Source organism: Cellvibrio sp. KY-GH-1, assembly GCF_008806975.1.
Classification (GTDB): Bacteria; Pseudomonadota; Gammaproteobacteria; order Pseudomonadales; family Cellvibrionaceae; genus Cellvibrio.
In genome coordinates this window covers 929,629-947,883 of the sequence record NZ_CP031728.1, presented here as the reverse complement: position 1 = coordinate 947,883, position 18,255 = coordinate 929,629, and the positions used below count along the sequence as shown (strand labels likewise).

The 18,255-nt window shown below is 48.4% G+C and carries 18 protein-coding genes; all 18 read left to right on the top strand.

The features are described from left to right. Positions 1-27 precede the first annotated feature (27 nt). The 18 genes from D0C16_RS03970 to D0C16_RS03885 all read left to right on the top strand — a co-directional run bounded on the left by D0C16_RS03970 (position 28) and on the right by D0C16_RS03885 (position 18,150). Positions 28-888 (top strand): flagellar assembly protein FliH, encoded by an 861-nt coding sequence (locus D0C16_RS03970; protein ID WP_151031105.1) that lies wholly within the window; start codon positions 28-30, stop codon positions 886-888. A gap of 6 nt (positions 889-894) precedes the next feature. Continuing rightward, positions 895-2,280 (top strand): flagellar protein export ATPase FliI, encoded by a 1,386-nt coding sequence (gene fliI / locus D0C16_RS03965; RefSeq protein WP_151031104.1) that lies wholly within the window; start codon positions 895-897, stop codon positions 2,278-2,280. A 75-nt stretch (positions 2,281-2,355) separates the two neighbouring features. Then, a complete protein-coding gene (gene fliJ / locus D0C16_RS03960) occupies positions 2,356-2,808 on the top strand; it encodes a flagellar export protein FliJ (protein ID WP_151031103.1) in 453 nt (150 codons plus the stop codon). 130 nt (positions 2,809-2,938) lie between these two features. After that, positions 2,939-3,244 (top strand): STAS domain-containing protein, encoded by a 306-nt coding sequence (locus D0C16_RS03955; RefSeq protein ID WP_151031102.1) that lies wholly within the window; start codon positions 2,939-2,941, stop codon positions 3,242-3,244. Between the two features lie 80 nt (positions 3,245-3,324). Then, complete coding sequence (locus D0C16_RS03950) at positions 3,325-5,034, top strand: SpoIIE family protein phosphatase (protein ID WP_151031101.1); 1,710 nt, start codon at positions 3,325-3,327, stop codon at positions 5,032-5,034. Between the two features lie 42 nt (positions 5,035-5,076). Beyond that, entirely contained in the window at positions 5,077-5,406 is a 330-nt protein-coding gene (locus D0C16_RS03945) for an Hpt domain-containing protein (protein WP_151031100.1), read from the top strand. A gap of 141 nt (positions 5,407-5,547) precedes the next feature. Further along, on the top strand, positions 5,548-7,083 hold the full coding sequence (locus D0C16_RS03940) for a flagellar hook-length control protein FliK (RefSeq protein ID WP_151031099.1): 1,536 nt from the start codon (positions 5,548-5,550) through the stop codon (positions 7,081-7,083). 183 nt (positions 7,084-7,266) lie between these two features. Beyond that, the gene (fliL, locus tag D0C16_RS03935) at positions 7,267-7,836 is read left to right on the top strand and encodes a flagellar basal body-associated protein FliL (RefSeq protein ID WP_151031098.1); all 570 of its coding nucleotides are present in this window, start codon (positions 7,267-7,269) and stop codon (positions 7,834-7,836) included. Between the two features lie 10 nt (positions 7,837-7,846). Further along, on the top strand, positions 7,847-8,878 hold the full coding sequence (gene fliM / locus D0C16_RS03930; protein ID WP_151031097.1) for a flagellar motor switch protein FliM: 1,032 nt from the start codon (positions 7,847-7,849) through the stop codon (positions 8,876-8,878). Then, a complete protein-coding gene (gene fliN / locus D0C16_RS03925) occupies positions 8,868-9,272 on the top strand; it encodes a flagellar motor switch protein FliN (protein ID WP_151031096.1) in 405 nt (134 codons plus the stop codon). Before fliM ends, fliN begins: the two co-directional genes overlap by 11 nt. A 45-nt stretch (positions 9,273-9,317) precedes the next feature. Then, on the top strand, positions 9,318-9,956 hold the full coding sequence (fliO, locus tag D0C16_RS03920) for a flagellar biosynthetic protein FliO (RefSeq protein ID WP_191968637.1): 639 nt from the start codon (positions 9,318-9,320) through the stop codon (positions 9,954-9,956). Between the two features lie 29 nt (positions 9,957-9,985). After that, entirely contained in the window at positions 9,986-10,861 is an 876-nt protein-coding gene (fliP, locus tag D0C16_RS03915; protein WP_370458214.1) for a flagellar type III secretion system pore protein FliP, read from the top strand. Between the two features lie 13 nt (positions 10,862-10,874). Then, entirely contained in the window at positions 10,875-11,144 is a 270-nt protein-coding gene (fliQ, locus tag D0C16_RS03910) for a flagellar biosynthesis protein FliQ (RefSeq protein WP_151031094.1), read from the top strand. A gap of 43 nt (positions 11,145-11,187) precedes the next feature. Further along, positions 11,188-11,973 (top strand): flagellar biosynthetic protein FliR, encoded by a 786-nt coding sequence (fliR, locus tag D0C16_RS03905; RefSeq protein ID WP_151031093.1) that lies wholly within the window; start codon positions 11,188-11,190, stop codon positions 11,971-11,973. A gap of 12 nt (positions 11,974-11,985) precedes the next feature. Then, entirely contained in the window at positions 11,986-13,140 is a 1,155-nt protein-coding gene (gene flhB, locus D0C16_RS03900; RefSeq protein WP_151031092.1) for a flagellar biosynthesis protein FlhB, read from the top strand. A gap of 114 nt (positions 13,141-13,254) precedes the next feature. Beyond that, positions 13,255-15,483, top strand: a complete 2,229-nt coding sequence (gene flhA, locus D0C16_RS03895) for a flagellar biosynthesis protein FlhA (RefSeq protein WP_151031091.1) — start codon at positions 13,255-13,257, stop codon at positions 15,481-15,483. A gap of 31 nt (positions 15,484-15,514) precedes the next feature. Further along, positions 15,515-17,131 (top strand): flagellar biosynthesis protein FlhF, encoded by a 1,617-nt coding sequence (flhF, locus tag D0C16_RS03890; protein WP_151031090.1) that lies wholly within the window; start codon positions 15,515-15,517, stop codon positions 17,129-17,131. 194 nt (positions 17,132-17,325) lie between these two features. Beyond that, positions 17,326-18,150 carry a MinD/ParA family protein gene (locus D0C16_RS03885; RefSeq protein ID WP_151031089.1) on the top strand — a complete coding sequence of 275 codons (825 nt, stop codon included), beginning with the start codon at positions 17,326-17,328 and terminating at the stop codon, positions 18,148-18,150. Positions 18,151-18,255 lie beyond the last annotated feature (105 nt).

Below are 18,255 nucleotides of genomic sequence, written 5' to 3'. Positions count from 1 at the left end.
GATAATTGTTGTCGGGATAACCTAAGTATGTCAGATTCCAATTTACCCAACCGTATTCCTGCGGAAGCGGTTGAACAAGCTACCGCTTGGGTATTGCCGCCAGTCAGTGATAACGGGCGGGTATTGTCCTCTGCCGAAAAAGAAGCGCGTGATCGGCGTGAGCGATTGCTGCGTCGCGAGCAAGAAAAAATTGAAGTGGTTGAAATCGCGGTGGAAGAGCAGCCGGTTCAAATGGGGATGACGGCGGAAGAAATGCAAGCGATTTTTGATGCTGCGGAAAAGGATGGTTTCGAACAAGGTCATAAAGAAGGCTATACCAAAGGTAATACCGAAGGTTACGAAGCCGGACGCCAGCAAGGCTTAATGGAAATGCGCGCGCAATTAGTGGCGGAGCAACAGCGCTTTCAAAAACTGGCAAGTGCTTTATTGAATCCCATCGATGAGCAGGATGATGATCTGGAACATTTGTTGTTGGATGTAATCTGCACGCTCACTCAAAGCGTCGTTCAACGCGAAGTGCAAACTGATTCATCGCAAATTCTCGAACTGGTGCGTAGTGCAGTCGATGCATTGCCCGTCGGCAGTAGAAATATTCGTGTGTGCTTAAATCCAGACGATTTGGCAGCGATAGAAACTTATGCAGCAGAACAACAATTGGAATGGAAATTTTTGGGTGATACTGAATTGTTACCCGGTGGTTGCCGAATAGAAACGCCCGAGAGTCGTGTGGATTTCTCTGTAGGTTCACGTTTAAAAACGGTGTTGGAACAATTTATCACTAAACAATTGGCGGCGACTGATGAAGAGGATTTCGATGAGGTGACAACACCGGCAGGGCAATCCGCACCTGCTGAACGAGCAACGCAATCTGAACCAGATGAAAACTAGGTTGATATGTCTGAACGTCAATCCATAGTCTCACGTATCCGCAGCTACGCGCCGCGCAAGCCCACCTATACCGAACCCCAGGCTGAAGGGCGTATTACCCGCGCGGTGGGTTTAACGCTTGAAGCTGTCGGGTTGAATGTTTCTGTCGGGCGCCAATGTGAAATTATTAATAGTGATAACCGGCGGATTGAAGCTGAAGTGGTCGGTTTTGCCGGTGATAAAGTCTTCCTGATGCCCATTAAGCAAGTCGAAGGTTTACAGCCAGGCGCGCGCGTGGTTCCAGTGTCCAGCCAAATGGGAATGCGTATCGGGCCGCAACTATTGGGTCGGGTAGTGAACGGCATTGGCCAACCACTGGATGGTAAGGGGCCGCTAATCGGCGACGAATTTTTGGACTTTCATCCGAGCGCAATTAACCCCCTTCAGCGGCATCCAATTAGCGAGCCGTTGGATGTTGGCGTACGAGCTATTAACGCCTTAATCACCGTAGGGCGCGGGCAGCGCCTCGGTCTGATGGCTGGGTCCGGCGTTGGTAAGAGTGTGCTAATGGGGATGATGACCCGCTTTACTACTGCCGATGTGGTAGTTGTTGGGTTGGTTGGTGAACGTGGGCGCGAAGTAAAAGAGTTTATCGATCATATCCTCGGCGAAGAAGGCCTGCGCCGAGCCGTTGTGGTCGCTTCCCCGGCGGACGATGCGCCTTTGATGCGTCTGCGTGCTTCGCAATTATCCAGCCGTATTGCGGAATACTATCGTGACCAAGGCTTGAACGTACTTCTGTTAATGGATTCATTGACCCGGTTTGCCCAGGCGCAACGTGAGATTGCGTTAGCGATTGGAGAACCTCCGGCAACCAAGGGTTATCCTCCGTCGGTATTCGCAAAAATTCCCCAATTGGTGGAACGCGCTGGTAATGCCGCTGAAGGTGAAGGTTCTATTACTGCTTTTTACACCGTATTAACTGAAGGCGATGACCTCCAGGATCCGATTGCCGACTCAGCTCGGGCGATTCTGGACGGCCATGTGGTACTCTCGCGTCGCCTGGCGGAGGAGGGGATTTACCCGGCGATAGATGTGGAAGCATCTATTAGTCGTGCGATGCAAAATATTGTCGATGACGAGCATCTCAAGATGATGCAGCGATTTAAGCAGCTGCTTGCCAAATTCCAGCAAAACCGCGACCTTATTGCGATCGGCGCTTACACGCCAGGAGCAGATCCGGATACCGATATGGCTATTGAACGCTTTCCGCACCTACGCGCGTTTATCCAACAGGGCATCAAACAGGGTGTTCATTTGCCTGAATCTATCGCTAATCTCAAAGCGTTACTGAAGCCGCCAGCTAATAGCAAGGCAAATAGCCCCTTAGCTGCACAACATCGTCAACGCTAATTTATTTTTAATGATAAAAACAAAAATAAGCTATTTTTAATATTTGGTAATAATCCGCCTAACTAAAGGTTGTGCATGGTTGAATCTCGCGCAAAACGCATGAAAGTAGTGTTGATGCTGGCAGAACGTCAGGAGGATGACGCTGCCGAAAAACTGCGCCATTTTCGCGATCAATTGGCCCAAGAAGAGCGCCAACTGCAAGAGCTGCGCGATTATGCTAAACAGTATCTGGACGCACAGGGTGGCTTGCGTCAGGGAATACTTGCGCACGAGCTGATAAACTACAGTAGCTTTATCCATCGTTTGAATGAAGCTTGCAGTGAGCAGGAATCCAAAGTGGTGCGCATGCAGGGCATGTTGGCCAACTTACAAAAACAATGGCAAATCAAGCACCAGAAGCGCAAATCGATTGAGGATTTGATCAAACGTTTACAGTACGACGATGATTTACTGCTGGAGAAACGTTTGCAGAAAGAGCTGGATGAACTAAGCTCGCTGCAGTTGCAACACCGGGCCGGGCTGGAGTAGCCTTCAAGTCCATAGAAAACTGAATAAGCCCTACTGCAAGCTCGGCGTTATAGGCTATCCTTAAGGGGTGCCAGCCGATGGGCCAACCCCAGAGCCGGGAATGATCTGAAGTTTTTTTACGAGGTAAGACATGGCGATCACGTCAACTGTATCCCCTGACGGCAATCAAGTCACAATTTATATCCAAGGCCGATTCGATTTTAGTTCCCACCAGGAATTCCGTAGCGCCTACGAAAAGCTCTCACACGCGCCCACGCACTATCGGGTTGATTTGCAGGGTACTTCTTATCTGGACAGTTCTGCGCTGGGTATGTTGTTACTACTGCGTGATTACGCCGGTGGTGAACAATCCAGCATTCAGATTGTTAATTGTGCACCTGATGTGAAAAAAATCCTGCTGATTTCCAATTTTGAACAATTGTTTGATATTCAATAGTGCTAAAAATATCTCCTGCAAAGGTTTGTTTCCACCTTCGTTAAAATGATTGTGTGTGAGTGATGTATGGAAGCGATCTTATGAATGATGTGCGTCGCTTAAAAATTCTGGTCGCTGACGATACAGATACTGACAGGCTAATTTTAGAAAGCATTGTACGCAAAGAGGGGCACACTGTTGTCTCTGCCTGCAACGGCCTCGAAGCCATTAAGGTATATTCTGCGGAACGTCCAGATATAGTCTTGCTGGATGCGTTAATGCCTGAGTTGGACGGTTTTGGCGCCGCACGCAAAATCAAGGAGCTGGCTGGCGATGAGCTGGTTCCTATCATTTTCCTCACTTCATTATCGGATACTGAATCACTGGTTCAATGTCTGGATGCCGGTGGCGATGATTTCCTATCCAAACCTTACAATAGAATCATCCTGCAAGCGAAAATAAAATCGTTCAATCGCATGCGCGAATTACATAGCACCATGCTGACCCAACGCGATCAAATCGTGCAATACAACAATCGTTTGTTGCAGGAGCAAATGGTTGCCAAGCATGTGTTTGATAATGTGGCGCATAGCGGATGTTTAAATGCAAATAACGTCCGTTACTTTTTATCCTCTCTTGCAGTATTTAACGGTGATGTACTGGTCGCTGCGATGCGCCCTTCAGGCAGCATGATGGTGTTGCTCGGTGATTTCACTGGTCATGGCCTGCCTGCGGCAATCGGTGCTATGCCCTTGGCTTCTACCTTTTATGGCATGGTACCCAAAGGGTTTTCCATGACCGATATCCTGCGCGAAATAAATGGAAAGTTGAAAAATATTTTGCCGGTAGGAATTTTTTGCTGTGCCGTCATGATGGATATTAATTTTCGAAAACGCAAAATTAAAATCTGGAATGGCGGGCTTCCGGATTGTTTTGTACATCGTCACGGAGATGGCAGTATTACTCCTATTAAGTCTACGCATTTGCCATTGGGGGTATTATCCAATCGTGCCTTTAAAGACAACTGCGAATATTTTGAACTGGAACGCCATGATCGTATTTTTGTATGGTCCGACGGGATACATGAGGCGCGCAATGCATCTGGTGAGATGTTTGGTGAAGAGCGCTTAAAGCGCGTCTTTTCGGGCAATCAAAACCACAATCGTCTGTTTGATGAAATTATTGAGAGTGTGCAGCAATTTGTTGGCAGTGGCGAAAAAGATGATGATTTATCGCTGCTGGAAATTCGCATGGATGAGCCTGAGCGGGTGAATGCTTTCGCAAAAGAGGCAAGCGAGCGCTACGGAAATGCAGATATCGAATGGGCTATGCGTTTCGAAGTAAAGCCCACCAGTTTCAAGGTATTTGATCCGCTTCCCATGCTGCTCAATGTACTCATGGAAGTTCCCAGTTTGCGCGCGTTTAGTAGCACCCTCTATACAATATTGGCGGAGCTTTATACCAATGCATTAGAGCATGGTGTGTTAAAGCTGAATTCAGAACTCAAGCAAACCCCAGATGGCTTTACTGATTATTATCGCTTGCGTGAAGAACGCATTAATCAAGTTGATAGTGGTTATGTGCGAATTAATATTTCGCATAAGACAAATGAAATAGGTGGTGTATTGAAGGTGCGGATCGAAGACAGTGGCGAAGGGTTTGATTATGCCAGTCGAGCACCCAATAATTTGACCGCGTTCGGTTATAGTGGACGCGGCATTGCTTTAGTTGAGAAGCTGTGTGGTGGGGTAAGGTATTCCGGGCGCGGTAATATCGCGGAAGTAGATTTTTCCTGGGAAAATGACGACTAGCTTGCTATCAAGGACAATATTAACTTGGTGAGATGTGAATAAATGGATCATCTGGATTACGAGACACTACATACACTAAAACAAGTCATGGAGGATGACTTTGGTTTGTTAATTGAAACCTTCAGGCAAGATTCAACTGAGCGTTTAAAAAAGCTCTATGAAGTTGTTCGGGGTACTGATGCAGATGCCATCCGTCGCTCTGCGCATAGCTTTAAAGGTAGTAGTAGTAATGTTGGCGCTAAGCAACTATCTGCTTTGTGCGCAGCGCTGGAAAAAAAGGCTCTTGCAGGAGACTTGCAGGGGCTTGATGGGGATGTTCAGGCAATAGAGCAGGAATACCTGCTAGTTCAATCGCTGTTAGATTCATTCTAGTCTTTCAAATTTAAATATCTTCGTTTGAATGTTTCTCTTCACCTTGGTGTGTTGGCACCTCCCTTGCAATATCTCTGCTGAAACTGGTTATTGAATGAGTGGGCGGCAAACACTTGCCGTTACTCCTGGCTGGAGCAGCACATGAATAATGGCAACCTTCTCAGTAGTTTGCTCGGAGCAACTAGCGCTAACTCTGCCGCTGGTAAAGTAGCGTCCGCAAAAAATCGTTCTGATGCGGGTGTAAACAGCAGTGAAAAATTTCGCGACGCGTTAGATCAAGCGCGGCCAGAAATTGCCGCCGCTAAACCTGCTGCCCGCAGGCCGTCAGCGGAAACCACAGCTAAAGTTGAACCCCACCCGAGGGTCGCTGATGCTCGTGCAGAGGGGTCAAAAGATACAAATGCTGGTGGTAGTCATAAGACGGAAAAGGCACCCATCGGCAAAAAAACAGCGGAATCTCAAGGAGCCGCAAAAACATCGCAATCTAACCTGGAGGACTCAGAGGTTAATGACGTGCGGCTAGAGGATATGGCTGTAGCTGATGGTAAATCTGAATCTCAGATTGCCGAGTCTGTTGACGAGAATGTGCTTGTGGCAGATCCTGCTTCTATCGTTGCGCTGCTATCACCTGAACTTTTACCCGGGGGAGACACTGAAAATATTGTAGAAATGCCCCAGGTAGGGAAGGTTGAAGGGGACACGAATAATGATGAGGATGGTGCATCCCTCGATGAAGCCATAGCTACCGCAATAGATCCGTTACTGGTTGACTCGCTAGCGATGCCGACTTCTGAGGCGGATGAAAATCTATCCTCTACACCGGTCATTACGCCCCCTGCACCTGAAACCGGGATGGACACAGACGGCGGTGAGTCGCAAGTCGCCAACCTTTTCACCGCAGTACCAGCCACAGCGGTGCGTTCGGATAGCAGCGTAGCAACGGCGGGTGTGCCGGGCGCCCCCACTGATCCGCTCGCGTCCTCGGTTAATCAGCTCGGTCAAGACTCTGTCGCGAATGATACGGCGGATCTCATCGCCAAGGACGCTCAAGCGGAAGTTGATGCATTCGATAATCCTGATTTTTTGGTTCTGAGTGGGAAGGCGACGTTCAGTAAATTGATGGAAACCGGTGCGTCCGCTGACAAAACAACGCCAGTGATCGATCCCACCAAACCCGCCTTAACTGCAACGAGTGTGGCGGAACCGCTAGTAAGGTTAAGCGAGGCGCAATCACCCTCGACGAGAAGTTTTGTAGTTCAAACCGGGTTGCCTGTCACGGTGGGTCAGCCACAATGGAGTCAGGCTGTCGGTGAGAAAGTGCTGTGGTTAGCGGCACAAAATGTCAGCTCCGCAGAAATAAGATTGGACCCACCAGACCTTGGCACCATGCATGTCAAAGTGACTGTGAACCAGGATCAAGCCAGTGTGTCTTTTACTAGTCCGCATCCGGTAGTACGTGAAGCGCTGGATCAACAACTAAACCGACTGCGCGAGATGTTTTCCGAGCAGGGATTAAATCTGGTTAACGTCGATGTCTCTGACAAATCCTTCGCTCAACAGCAAGAGAGTGAGAAGGGGAGGTCCGGTGGATCTGCAAATGATGCGGAAGATGATGAGCTGATGCCAATTGCGGCAAGTACAATTGTTTCCACACGCTTGGTTGATCACTACGCCTAGTTTTTTGTTGAAATTTCACATCAATGTGATGAGAAGCTGAGCAATCTGCTCAGCTTCTCTACATCTTTGTTTTTTATCGTTTTTCCCCTCGCAAACTGCACAGCCACTGCTAAGCTTCAAAGGCGATACTGGCACAGGTATTGCTCGAACCCATTTATATCCTGAAAGTGACGGAGTTTTGACATGGCTGCTGCTCCACAAAAAGCACCGAATGACGCTGGCGCTGAAGCTGGTGGTAAAAAGAAAAAAAAGCTAATGCTGATGATTGGTCTAGCTGTCGCGTTGGTAGCTGTATCTATCGGTGGAACTGTCGCGGCGCTAAAGATTTTGGCGCCGGCGCCAGCAGCAACAGAAGAAGCGGCGGCAGAGGAAACCGAAAAAGAATCAACGCTAGCCCCGGCCATTTATTTCGATATGGCTCCTAATTTCACGATTAACTTTAATGTAAACGGGCGCCAACGATATTTGCAGGCTGCTATGACGTTACTTTTCCGCGACCCCGCGCTGGAGGAGTTGTTGAAGTTACACATGCCCGCTATTCGCAATGGTTTGGTGATGCTGTTAAGCAGCAAAAACTTTGAGGAATTACAAACCCCGGAAGGGAAAGAAACCTTGAAAGAAGAAGCACTTGAAATAATTAATAAGCAATTGAAAAAAGAGCAACAAGCCCTCGCTGAGAAAAGCGAGGATGAAGAAAAACCAAAGATAACCCAGGTTGAGGAAGTACTCTTTACCAATTTTGTAATGCAATAAGGAATCCGCCGTGCAAGATCTACTCTCACAAGACGAAATTGACGCGCTCTTACATGGCGTTGATGACGGCGATATCGATACCGAATCGGACGTAGAGCCGGGGACGGTTAAGAATTATGACCTAACCAGTCAGGATCGCATTGTACGTGGGCGCATGCCTACGCTGGAGATGATTAACGAGCGTTTTGCGCGCTACACCCGTATTAGTATGTTTAACCTGTTGCGCAGAACCGCAGATGTTTCTGTAGGTGGGGTGCAAATTCAAAAGTTTGGTGAATATGTCCACACCTTGTATGTCCCCACCAGTTTAAACATGGTTAAGTTTCGCCCGCTACGCGGTACCGCGTTAATTATTTTGGATGCGCGCCTGGTATTTAAGCTGGTAGACAATTTTTTTGGCGGTGATGGTCGCCATGCGAAAATTGAAGGCCGCGAATTTACGCCCACAGAATTGCGGGTGGTCCAAATGGTGTTGAATCAGGCCTTCGTAGACCTGACTGAAGCATGGAAAGCGGTTTTCCCAATTAACTTTGAATATGTCCACTCAGAAGTAAATCCGTCCTTGGCAAATATTGTTAGCCCCAGTGAAGTGGTTGTGGTTAGCACTTTTCACATTGAGTTGGATGGCGGCGGTGGTGAAATGCATATCACCGTTCCCTATTCCATGATCGAACCTATTCGCGAAGTGCTTGATGCGGGTTTACAAAGTGATAGCGATGAGCACGATGAACGTTGGGAGAAGGCGTTGCGTGAAGATATTTTGTCCGCGAAAGTCGATCTGGAATGCGACATAGTGCGTCGTGAAATTACGCTGCGCGACATAGTAGATTTAAAAGTCGGTGATGTAATTCCCGTAGAGTTTCCTGATTACCATGTGCTTACCGCGAACGGGGTCCCTATGTTTCGTACCCAGCTTGGACAATCAAACGGTTTTTTGTCGCTAAAAGTAAAAGAATTTATTGATCGTCGTAGCGCTTACAATATCACAGGCACTAAAGGCGAAAATACAAACGCGGATAAGGGTGAGAAAGATGGCAGATGATGATGTCGATCAAGATGCGATGGCTGATGACTGGGCTGCTGCAATGGCTGAACAGGCTGACGCCGACGAGGCTATGACGCATGCCGTTAGCTTTGATGAATTAAAAAGTGAAACGTTAAAGCAAGCGCCAGGCAGTCCGGATCTGGATGTTATTTTGGATATCCCCGTGTCCATTTCGATGGAGGTAGGGCGCACGTCAATTACCATTCGCAATTTATTGCAGTTGAATCAAGGGTCGGTCATTGAGTTGGATCGGCTCGCTGGCGAGCCGTTGGATGTATTGGTAAACGGTACTTTGATTGCCCATGGCGAAGTGGTTGTTGTTAATGAAAAATTTGGTATTCGCATGACGGATGTGATCAGTCCTGCTGAGCGGATTAAAAAATTGCGTTAACAGTTGAAATAAAAAGCTGCGGTAAAAATGTCAGGAATGTTAACCATGGGCCCCGCCGTAAAAAAAATAATCCTTTCAGTCGCTAGCGCGTGGCTGTTGTCTTTCGCAGTCGGTGGCTTCGCGCAGGACGGAGCCTCAGCGAGCTCGCTTGTCAGTTCAACAACTCCGGTGCAGTCACAAACTGAATCTATAACAGCTAATACTGAACCTGTTAACTCAAATACCATTGGAAACGGTAATAGCATTAGCAGCACAAGCAAACCCGCCGGCACTTATTACCCCAATACCAACACAACAAATCCCCAGATAGGTAGCGGTGCCCATTTGGTCAACGTCACTTTGGGGTTGATGTTTATACTGGCGTTAATTTTCGGAATTTCCTGGTTTGTAAAACGTTTTGGGCAAGGGACTTTCTCGGGTAATACGCACATGCGCGTGCTCGCGACTTTGCCGCTGGGAACCCGCGAGCGAATTGTATTAATTGATGCGGCAGGCCAACAATTGTTGTTGGGTATTACCCCCACACACATTAATACCTTGCACGTATTTGAAACGCCGGTAATAGCGACTGCAGCTGAGGCGAATACGTCGGAATTCAGCCGTAAATTAATGGCGATATTGCAACGCAACGGAAATGAAAGTGACGACTCCACTAACAACAAAAACCCCGGAGCGCAAAAGTGAAGATGAATTTTTACCTGCTGCGCAGCCCGATGTACCTGTTATCGAAGAACCCCACAAACTTATTGCGCTTGGCGCTTTTATTGGCGCTGACGCTGGGCCTCAATCTATTAGTAGCGGAGCCTGTAATGGCGCAAACCAATTTGCCGCCAGTTACTGATTCAGCCAATTCGTTGCCCATGAGCCAAGCGTCTGGTTCTGCGGGCCAATTAGGGAGTTTGCCCGCGATTCCCGGGCTGCCTGCATTAACAGTGAAAACCAATCCGAATGGAACGCAAGAATACACTGTGACCTTGCAAATTCTTGCCATCATGACGGCTTTGACTTTTTTGCCGGCGATTTTAATGATGATGACATCGTTCACGCGCATCATCATTGTGTTTTCCATTTTGCGTCAGGCGCTGGGTCTACAGCAGTCCCCCTCTAACCAGATTTTGATTGGCCTTGCGCTTTTTTTAACACTATTCATTATGCAGCCGGTATTGAATAAAGTGAATCAAGACGCACTGCAACCCTACATTAATCAGCAAATCGGCGCGCAGGAAGCGCTGGCGAAGACGGCAGCACCTTTCCACAGCTTTATGTTGGCCCAGACGCGAGAATCGGACATCGCATTATTTGTTGGAATTGCCAAGCATCCGCCGATTGCAGTACCTGAAGAAACGCCATTTAATATCTTGGTTCCCGCGTTTATTATCAGTGAATTAAAAACGGCGTTTCAGATTGGTTTCATTATTTTCATTCCCTTTTTAGTAATCGATATCGTGGTATCCAGCGTGTTAATGGCCATGGGTATGATGATGTTGTCACCACTCATTATTTCCCTGCCGTTTAAAATTATGTTGTTTGTACTTGTAGATGGTTGGGCCATGATTGTAGGCACATTGGCTGCCAGCTACGGTATATGACGGAGGTATACCTATGACGCCCGAAGTCGTAATGGATTTGTTCGCCAATGCATTTTTTCTCACCATTTTGATGTTGTTAGTGATTATTGGCCCGGGTCTGATTGTGGGACTGATTGTCAGTATGTTTCAGGCTGCAACCCAAATTAACGAGCAAACCCTGAGTTTTTTGCCGCGTTTAATTGTTACTCTGATTACGTTGATGATTGCGGGTCCCTGGCTGCTCACCAAGTTCATGGATTTGTTTAATCGCCTTTATTCAAGCGTGCCGAGTTTGATCGGATAGCGCGGTTTAATTTAATCGGCAGATTGATTGGGCAAAAAAAGCGATGCAAGAACTCATCATTTCAGAAGAACAGCTAAGCCAATTTATCGGCACCTATATTTGGCCGATGCTGCGGATTAGTGCGTTTTATCTGGCGATTCCTATCATTGGCGCACGGACCGTGCCGGCGCGTTTGCGGATTATTCTTACACTGTTTACCACGTTGTTAATTGCGCCGGTACTGCCGGCATCGCCGGTAACCTCTATGTTATCCGCCCAGGGTTTTATGATGGTTATCCAGGAGGTTCTGATCGGCTTGGCGCTGGGCTTTTGTATGCAAGTGGTTTTACATGTGTTCCTGCTGGCCGGCCAGTTTATGGCGATGAAAATGGGTTTGGGTTTTGCAGCAATGAATGACCCATCGAGTGGTGTTAGCGTAACAATCCTTTCGCAATTTTATTTATTGTTATCCACATTATTATTTTTGAGCACCAATGGTCATTTGGTGGTTTTGCAGTTGATGATTGACAGTTTCACAACCTTCCCGATTGGCGGTGGCGGCATGAACAGCGCGCACTTTTCCACTATTGTTGATATGGGTTCATGGATGTTTAGCGCAGCGCTGCTTATTACGTTGCCGCTCTTTACCTCGTTGATGATTGTTAATATGTCGTTCGGGGTTATGAGTCGTTCTGCTCCGCAATTGAACGTATTCACTGTTGGTTTTCCGATTACCCTGATTTTTGGTTTCATCCTGATGTGGTTTACCCTCGCTAATTTTCTGCCGGTATATTTCGAGGTTATGGAAGAGGGAATAAGCACGCTGCGTACTTTGGCATTGAGCCCCTAGGGAGCAAAAACAATGGCTGAAGAAGACGACAGCGGGCAGGAAAAATCGGAAGAGGCCAGTGCGCGAAAGATTGAGAAAGCGCGTGAAGAAGGTCAGATTCCCCGATCGCGTGATCTAACCACTACCGCTGTATTACTTTTGGCCGTGATTGGTATTTATATCTTTGCCGATTTTATGGCTAACAAGTTAATTGGCATAACCCGCGCAAATTTTGTAATTAGCCGCGAAACTATTTTTGATACCAATGCCATGATCGGTCACTTGGTAGCGGCAATTTACGATGGATTATTTAGCATTGCTCCCTTGATGGCGATTTTATTAATCGCATCGATTGTTGGTCCCATCGCATTAGGTGGTTTTATTTTTAGTAGTAAGGCTATGGAGCCAAAACTCAGCCGGATGGATCCGATCGCGGGTATCAAACGGATGTTTTCCATGCATTCTTTGATTGAATTGGGTAAAGCGCTGGCCAAAGTATTATTACTGCTGTGGGCCACGATATTGATTTTGCAATTCTATGCGCAGGATATGTTTCGCTTATCGGATGAAACCGTTGCGAATGCCATTATTCACTCGCTGGAGATTTCAATTTTCGCCACTATCGCCTTATCCGTTACGACTATTTTAATAGCTGCTATTGATGTGCCCATCCAGATTTACCAATACAACAAAAAGTTGAAAATGTCGCGCCAGGATCAAAAAGACGAGGCCAAAGACACTGATGGTAAACCGGAAGTTAAGGGGCGAATTCGTCAATTGCAACGCGAAATGGCACAGCGCCGCATGATGGGTAATGTACCGCAAGCGGACGTGGTCATTACCAACCCGGAACATTTTTCTGTGGCCTTGCGCTATGACCCGGAAAAAATGGATGTGCCGATCATGTTGGCTAAGGGGGGCGATCATGTCGCCATGAAGATTCGCGAAATTGCGAACGCCCATAAAATCGAAATTATTCAATCACCCGTGTTGGCGCGTGCGATTTTTTATACCACGGACGTGGACGAGGAAATTCCGTCTGGCTTGTATCTCGCGGTTGCCCAGGTGCTGGCATACGTATTTCAATTGCGAAATTTCCGTAAAGGCAAAGGCGATAAGCCGATGTATCCACGCAATATCAATGTTCCGCGTGATATGCGCTATGACGCGAAAGGTAAGCTTGAGTAATGCCTTGGTTTCCAAGGTTGGTCATCTTTTGCGTGATTCACTTCAATCAAATCAAGTAGGTACACTTCTTGCGATAACACGGAAAAATGACTCAACCGTCAAGAATCCGTGATTATGGCGCTACCGACTTTCAATCAATTCAATAATGTAAATGGCAGGGCGGTCCTTGGTTCCATCAAAGGCGCCGGGCGTGGCAATTTGGGTATTCCCATTTTGTTAATGATGCTGCTGGCAATGATCATATTGCCTATTCCACCGTTACTGCTGGATGTGTTTTTTACCTTCAATATTGCGCTTTCCCTCGTTGTATTACTGGTCAGTATTTACTCCTTGCGCCCGCTGGATTTCGCGGCATTTCCAACCATTTTGCTGATTGCTACTTTGCTGCGTTTAGGGTTGAACGTGGCTTCTACACGCGTAGTTTTATTAGAGGGACATCAAGGTGGTGATGCGGCAGGTAAGGTGATCGAAGCTTTCGGTCACGTAGTGATCGGCGGCAATTTGGCGGTCGGTATTGTGGTGTTTATTATTTTAATGATCATCAACTTCGTCGTGGTTACCAAGGGTGCAGGCCGTATTTCAGAAGTAAGCGCACGTTTTACCCTGGACGCGATGCCCGGCAAGCAAATGGCAATTGATGCTGATTTGAACGCTGGGCTGATCGATCAGGATCAAGCGCGTACTCGTCGTCAGGAAGTGGCGTCCGAGGCGGATTTCTACGGCGCTATGGATGGTGCGAGCAAGTTTGTACGTGGTGACGCGGTTGCGGGCATCATGATTATGTTCATTAACATTTTCGGTGGCTTTGCCATTGGAATGCTGCAGCATGATTTAGAGTTTGCCGACGCGTTTGAGAAATATACCATCCTTACTATCGGTGATGGCCTGGTCGCACAAATTCCTGGTTTGCTGCTGTCGGTCGCATCGGCAATTCTGGTAACACGCGTTAATAGCGCGCAGGACATGGGTAAACAAGTGGTTTCGCAAATGTTTACCTCGCCGAAAGCGCTCGCCGTGGCCGCGATTATGTTGGTGATTATGGGATCGATTCCCGGTATGCCACATCTGGCATTTTTGGGATTGGGGCTAATTTGTGCGGGCCTGGCGTATTTCATCCACTGGCGTAAACACCAACCCGCCGCTGTTGAAGAGAATTCCTTTATCCCCGCTGGGCAGCGTTTGGCAGGCGAGTCTCCGTCAGGGCCTACTGCAGGTGGTACGGCAAGTATCGCACCGCAGCCACGTTCCGTTCCTGCCTTGCCGCCCGGTACACCGGAATCACCCGAGTTGGGTTGGGACGATGTTCAACCCGTTGATGTCATCGGGCTGGAAGTGGGGTATCGCCTGATTCCTATGGTGGATAAAAATCAGGGCGGCGAATTGTTAGGCCGTATTAAAGGCGTTCGTAAAAAGCTTTCTCAGGAAATGGGATTTTTGATTCCATCTGTACACATTCGCGACAATCTGGATTTAAACCCCACCGGTTATCGCGTCAGCTTGATGGGCGTATCCATGGCGGAGGCTGATGTTTATCCTGATCGTGAGTTGGCGATTAACCCGGGACAGGTTTTCGGTTCGCTCGAGGGTATTAAAACCAAAGATCCTGCGTTTGGATTGGAAGCCGTTTGGATTAGCCCAGGCCAACGCGAACAGGCACAAACTCTTGGATACACGGTTGTTGATCCCAGCACGGTAGTGGCTACCCATCTCAACCAAATTCTCCAGCATCACACTTTTGAATTACTCGGCCACGAAGACGTTCAAAAACTGCTGGATATGTTGGCTAAATCATCGCCCAAGTTGGTGGAAGAATTAGTGCCCAACACCATCAGTATCAACACTTTGTTAAAGGTTCTACAAAACTTGCTACGTGAGCGGGTGCCTGTACGGGATATTCGTTCCATCGCCGAAGCATTGGCGGGTACTACGGGTAGGAGTCAAGATCCCGCCGCATTAACGGCCTTGGCAAGAGTGGCGCTGTGCCGGCAAATCGTCCAAAACATCATTGGAAACGAGCGAAACCTGCCTGTTATCACGCTTGAACCCAGCTTGGAACAGTTGTTGCTAAATACCGTGCAACAGGCACAAAAAGCTGGCGCTGATGACAGCGCGTTTATTGAGCCTGGATTAGCGGATCGTTTACAGCAATCGCTGATTGCAGCCGCACAAAAGCAGGAGATGGCTGGAAAGCCATTGGTATTACTGGTCGCAGCGCCTTTGCGCCCTATGCTCTCTCGCTTTGTTCGCCATAGCGTTCCGGAAATGCGAGTCCTGGCCTATACCGAAGTGCCGGACAATAAACAAATCAGTATCGATGCCAGCGTTGGTGCTGATAAGAAATAACCCAGGTCGCCCTTAAGGGCAGGAGTTGAATATGCAAGTCAAACGTTTCGTAGCTGCAGATATGCGCCGTGCGTTGGAATTGGTCCGCCAGGAATTGGGGCCAGATGCAATTATTCTCTCTAGCAACCGCATCGCCGAAGGCGTGGAGTTGCTGACGACTATGGGATCGGATTTCGAACTCAAGCAATTGCAAGCGCGCCCATTTTCCGAGGCGACCTTTGCTCCCACAGAGCCCTTGTTAAGCGATGGTGAAATCTCTCCACGCGTGATTGGTAAACCTGCGCGCAAACAAACACCGGTTATTACCCCGGTTGCGGATCATCCTAACGCGGGAAAAACGGGCGCGCAGCTGGCAGACGATATTGAAAAAGCCCGTCAGCGGATGATGGCCGCACGCAAGGCAGAAGAGTCGGCGAAAGAATTTTTGGTCGGCAAAAATACTGTCGTTAATGCGGGTATCCCACGTAACGCGTCAACACCGGTAACTCGGCCAAAACCCGGTATGAGCGCAGCCGACCGATATCCCCTGGTTGATGATGCGCCTGTCGTGACCCGATCAACAGCTACTACATCATCTGCCCGAAGTTCGGCGCAGAGCGCGTCGGTACTGTCACAAGAATCACTTTCGTTTCGTGAGACGCTGGTGAAAGAATCCCGCATTAAAGAATCGCGTGGGAATGTTAAAGACGCCGCTGCGTTTGCAGCGGAATTTTCATCCGCTCATCAGGCTTCCGCGCACAATGATTCGGCGGACCAAAATGCTCAGCTTTCCGAGCTGCAAGCAGAAATTGCCGATATGCGTTTTTTGTTAGAACAGCAATTGGATCGCCTTACTGGCCAGCAATCCATTCCCACCGATTCGCCGGTATTGGCTAGCGTAAGTCGTCGTCTGGAACGCTTGGGGTTACCCAAAGAAGTTGTTGCCAGCGTTATTAAAGCCTGTACCAAAAGCAAAACTCTGAGTGATGCCTGGCCTGATGCACTGGCAAACCTCGCCCATCAATTGCCGATTAACGGTCGCGATATAGTGGAGCAGGGTGGTGTGTTCGCATTTGTTGGTCCAACCGGCGTGGGTAAAACCACTACCATCGGCAAGTTGGCAGCACGCTATGTATTGCAACACGGCGCTGACAAGGTTGCGTTGATCACCACCGACACTTATCGCATCGCTGCGCACGATCAACTGCGTTCGCTAGCGCGGATTTTGCGCGTGCCGGTGCGCGTAGTGGATGAAGCCAATCCGCTTGATAACGTATTGCGCAGTTTGCGCCATTGCTCTTTGGTGTTAATTGATACCGCCGGTTTTCGCCATGGCGATCCACATTTGAAAGCGCAATTAGCAGCCTTGGCAGCGCAACAACAGGTAAAAACCTATCTGGTGATGTCGTGCAACAGCCAGGCACAAATGCTGAAAGCGTCAATTCATGCCTACGGCGCTGCACGTTTACAGGGTTGCATCCTAACCAAGCTGGATGAAACGGCGAGCATGGGCGAAGCATTGGGCGTGGTTATGCAAAGCCGACTACCAATCGCCTACACCACCGATGGCCAGGACATCCCTAAAAATATCGACGTGGCTCGCGCGCATCAGCTCGTATCAAAAGCAGTCGCATTGCTCAAAGCTAACGCCGCTACGGCGGTTTCTTAATCGGCAACGAAGCATAAGCATATGATTTTGCGGGTGAAACTGAAATTAGTCGGATGAATTGCCAATCCCTAACTATACTCAGATCACCATTAGCGGCGCCCTCGCAGGTAGATTTACTTTTCGTCCGCGTGCGCCACAAAGCAAGTTTAAGTTACCAACAGGTTTGCGTAACAAAATAGGTTTGGAGTGAGTTGATGAGCCAAATGCGACCAGTACAAGTGATCGCGGTATCCGGCGGTAAAGGCGGAGTAGGCAAGAGCAATATTTCGGTGAATTTAAGCATTGCGCTGGCTGAATTACGTCGTCGAGTGGTGTTGCTGGATGCGGATCTCGGGTTGGCCAATGTGGATGTGCTGCTAGGTGTTCGCGCTACCCACACGCTCGCCGATGTACTTGCCGGTACCCACAGCTTAAGTGAAGTGCTGGTTAACGGGCCTGGCGGTATGAAAATTGTTCCAGCGTCTTCCGGTGTACAGCGTATGGCGGAATTAAGCACGGCGGAGCACGCTGGTTTGATTAACGCTTTTAATGAATTGTCCGATCAAGTCGACATATTGGTGATAGATACCGCGGCTGGTATTTCCGATACCGTGGTCAGTTTTGTACGTGCCGCCAACGAGGTGATTATTGTTGTCTGCGACGAGCCGTCATCCATTACCGACTCCTACGCGCTGATAAAATTGCTCAACAAGGAATACGGTATGTTCCGTTTCCGCGTCGTGGCGAATATGACGCGCACACCGCAAGAGGGGCTCAACATGTTTAACAAGTTGAACACCGTATGCGAAAAATTTTTGGACGTGAGCTTGCAGTTTGTTGGTCAAATTCCCTTTGATGAAAACGTACGTAAAGCCGTGCAAAAACAAAAAGCCTTGTTGGAATTTGCGCCTTCCTCGAAAGCCTCTATGGCAATACGCGCACTGGCTCAGGCCGTTGACAAATGGCCAGTGCCCAATGCACCGACAGGGCGGCTTGAATTTTTTGTTGAGCGTTTATTACAGGCTGCCAATGCGCGCTAACCTGTATCTGAAGAGCGAAAAACTGAGTGAGTTGTTGTGTAGTCATGGAATGGATCAGTCTGCATTCTGTAACTACAAAGAAGGTGTTCGATGGCCGCAGTCAAT

Coding starts and splice junctions, on each gene's coding strand:
- D0C16_RS03970 (WP_151031105.1), top strand. CDS start 28: ATGTCAGATTCCAATTTACCCAACCGTATTCCTGCGGAAGCGGTTGAA.
- fliI (WP_151031104.1), top strand. CDS start 895: ATGTCTGAACGTCAATCCATAGTCTCACGTATCCGCAGCTACGCGCCG.
- fliJ (WP_151031103.1), top strand. CDS start 2,356: ATGGTTGAATCTCGCGCAAAACGCATGAAAGTAGTGTTGATGCTGGCA.
- D0C16_RS03955 (WP_151031102.1), top strand. CDS start 2,939: ATGGCGATCACGTCAACTGTATCCCCTGACGGCAATCAAGTCACAATT.
- D0C16_RS03950 (WP_151031101.1), top strand. CDS start 3,325: ATGAATGATGTGCGTCGCTTAAAAATTCTGGTCGCTGACGATACAGAT.
- D0C16_RS03945 (WP_151031100.1), top strand. CDS start 5,077: ATGGATCATCTGGATTACGAGACACTACATACACTAAAACAAGTCATG.
- D0C16_RS03940 (WP_151031099.1), top strand. CDS start 5,548: ATGAATAATGGCAACCTTCTCAGTAGTTTGCTCGGAGCAACTAGCGCT.
- fliL (WP_151031098.1), top strand. CDS start 7,267: ATGGCTGCTGCTCCACAAAAAGCACCGAATGACGCTGGCGCTGAAGCT.
- fliN (WP_151031096.1), top strand. CDS start 8,868: ATGGCAGATGATGATGTCGATCAAGATGCGATGGCTGATGACTGGGCT.
- fliO (WP_191968637.1), top strand. CDS start 9,318: ATGGGCCCCGCCGTAAAAAAAATAATCCTTTCAGTCGCTAGCGCGTGG.
- fliP (WP_370458214.1), top strand. CDS start 9,986: ATGTACCTGTTATCGAAGAACCCCACAAACTTATTGCGCTTGGCGCTT.
- fliQ (WP_151031094.1), top strand. CDS start 10,875: ATGACGCCCGAAGTCGTAATGGATTTGTTCGCCAATGCATTTTTTCTC.
- fliR (WP_151031093.1), top strand. CDS start 11,188: ATGCAAGAACTCATCATTTCAGAAGAACAGCTAAGCCAATTTATCGGC.
- flhB (WP_151031092.1), top strand. CDS start 11,986: ATGGCTGAAGAAGACGACAGCGGGCAGGAAAAATCGGAAGAGGCCAGT.
- flhA (WP_151031091.1), top strand. CDS start 13,255: ATGGCGCTACCGACTTTCAATCAATTCAATAATGTAAATGGCAGGGCG.
- flhF (WP_151031090.1), top strand. CDS start 15,515: ATGCAAGTCAAACGTTTCGTAGCTGCAGATATGCGCCGTGCGTTGGAA.
- D0C16_RS03885 (WP_151031089.1), top strand. CDS start 17,326: ATGAGCCAAATGCGACCAGTACAAGTGATCGCGGTATCCGGCGGTAAA.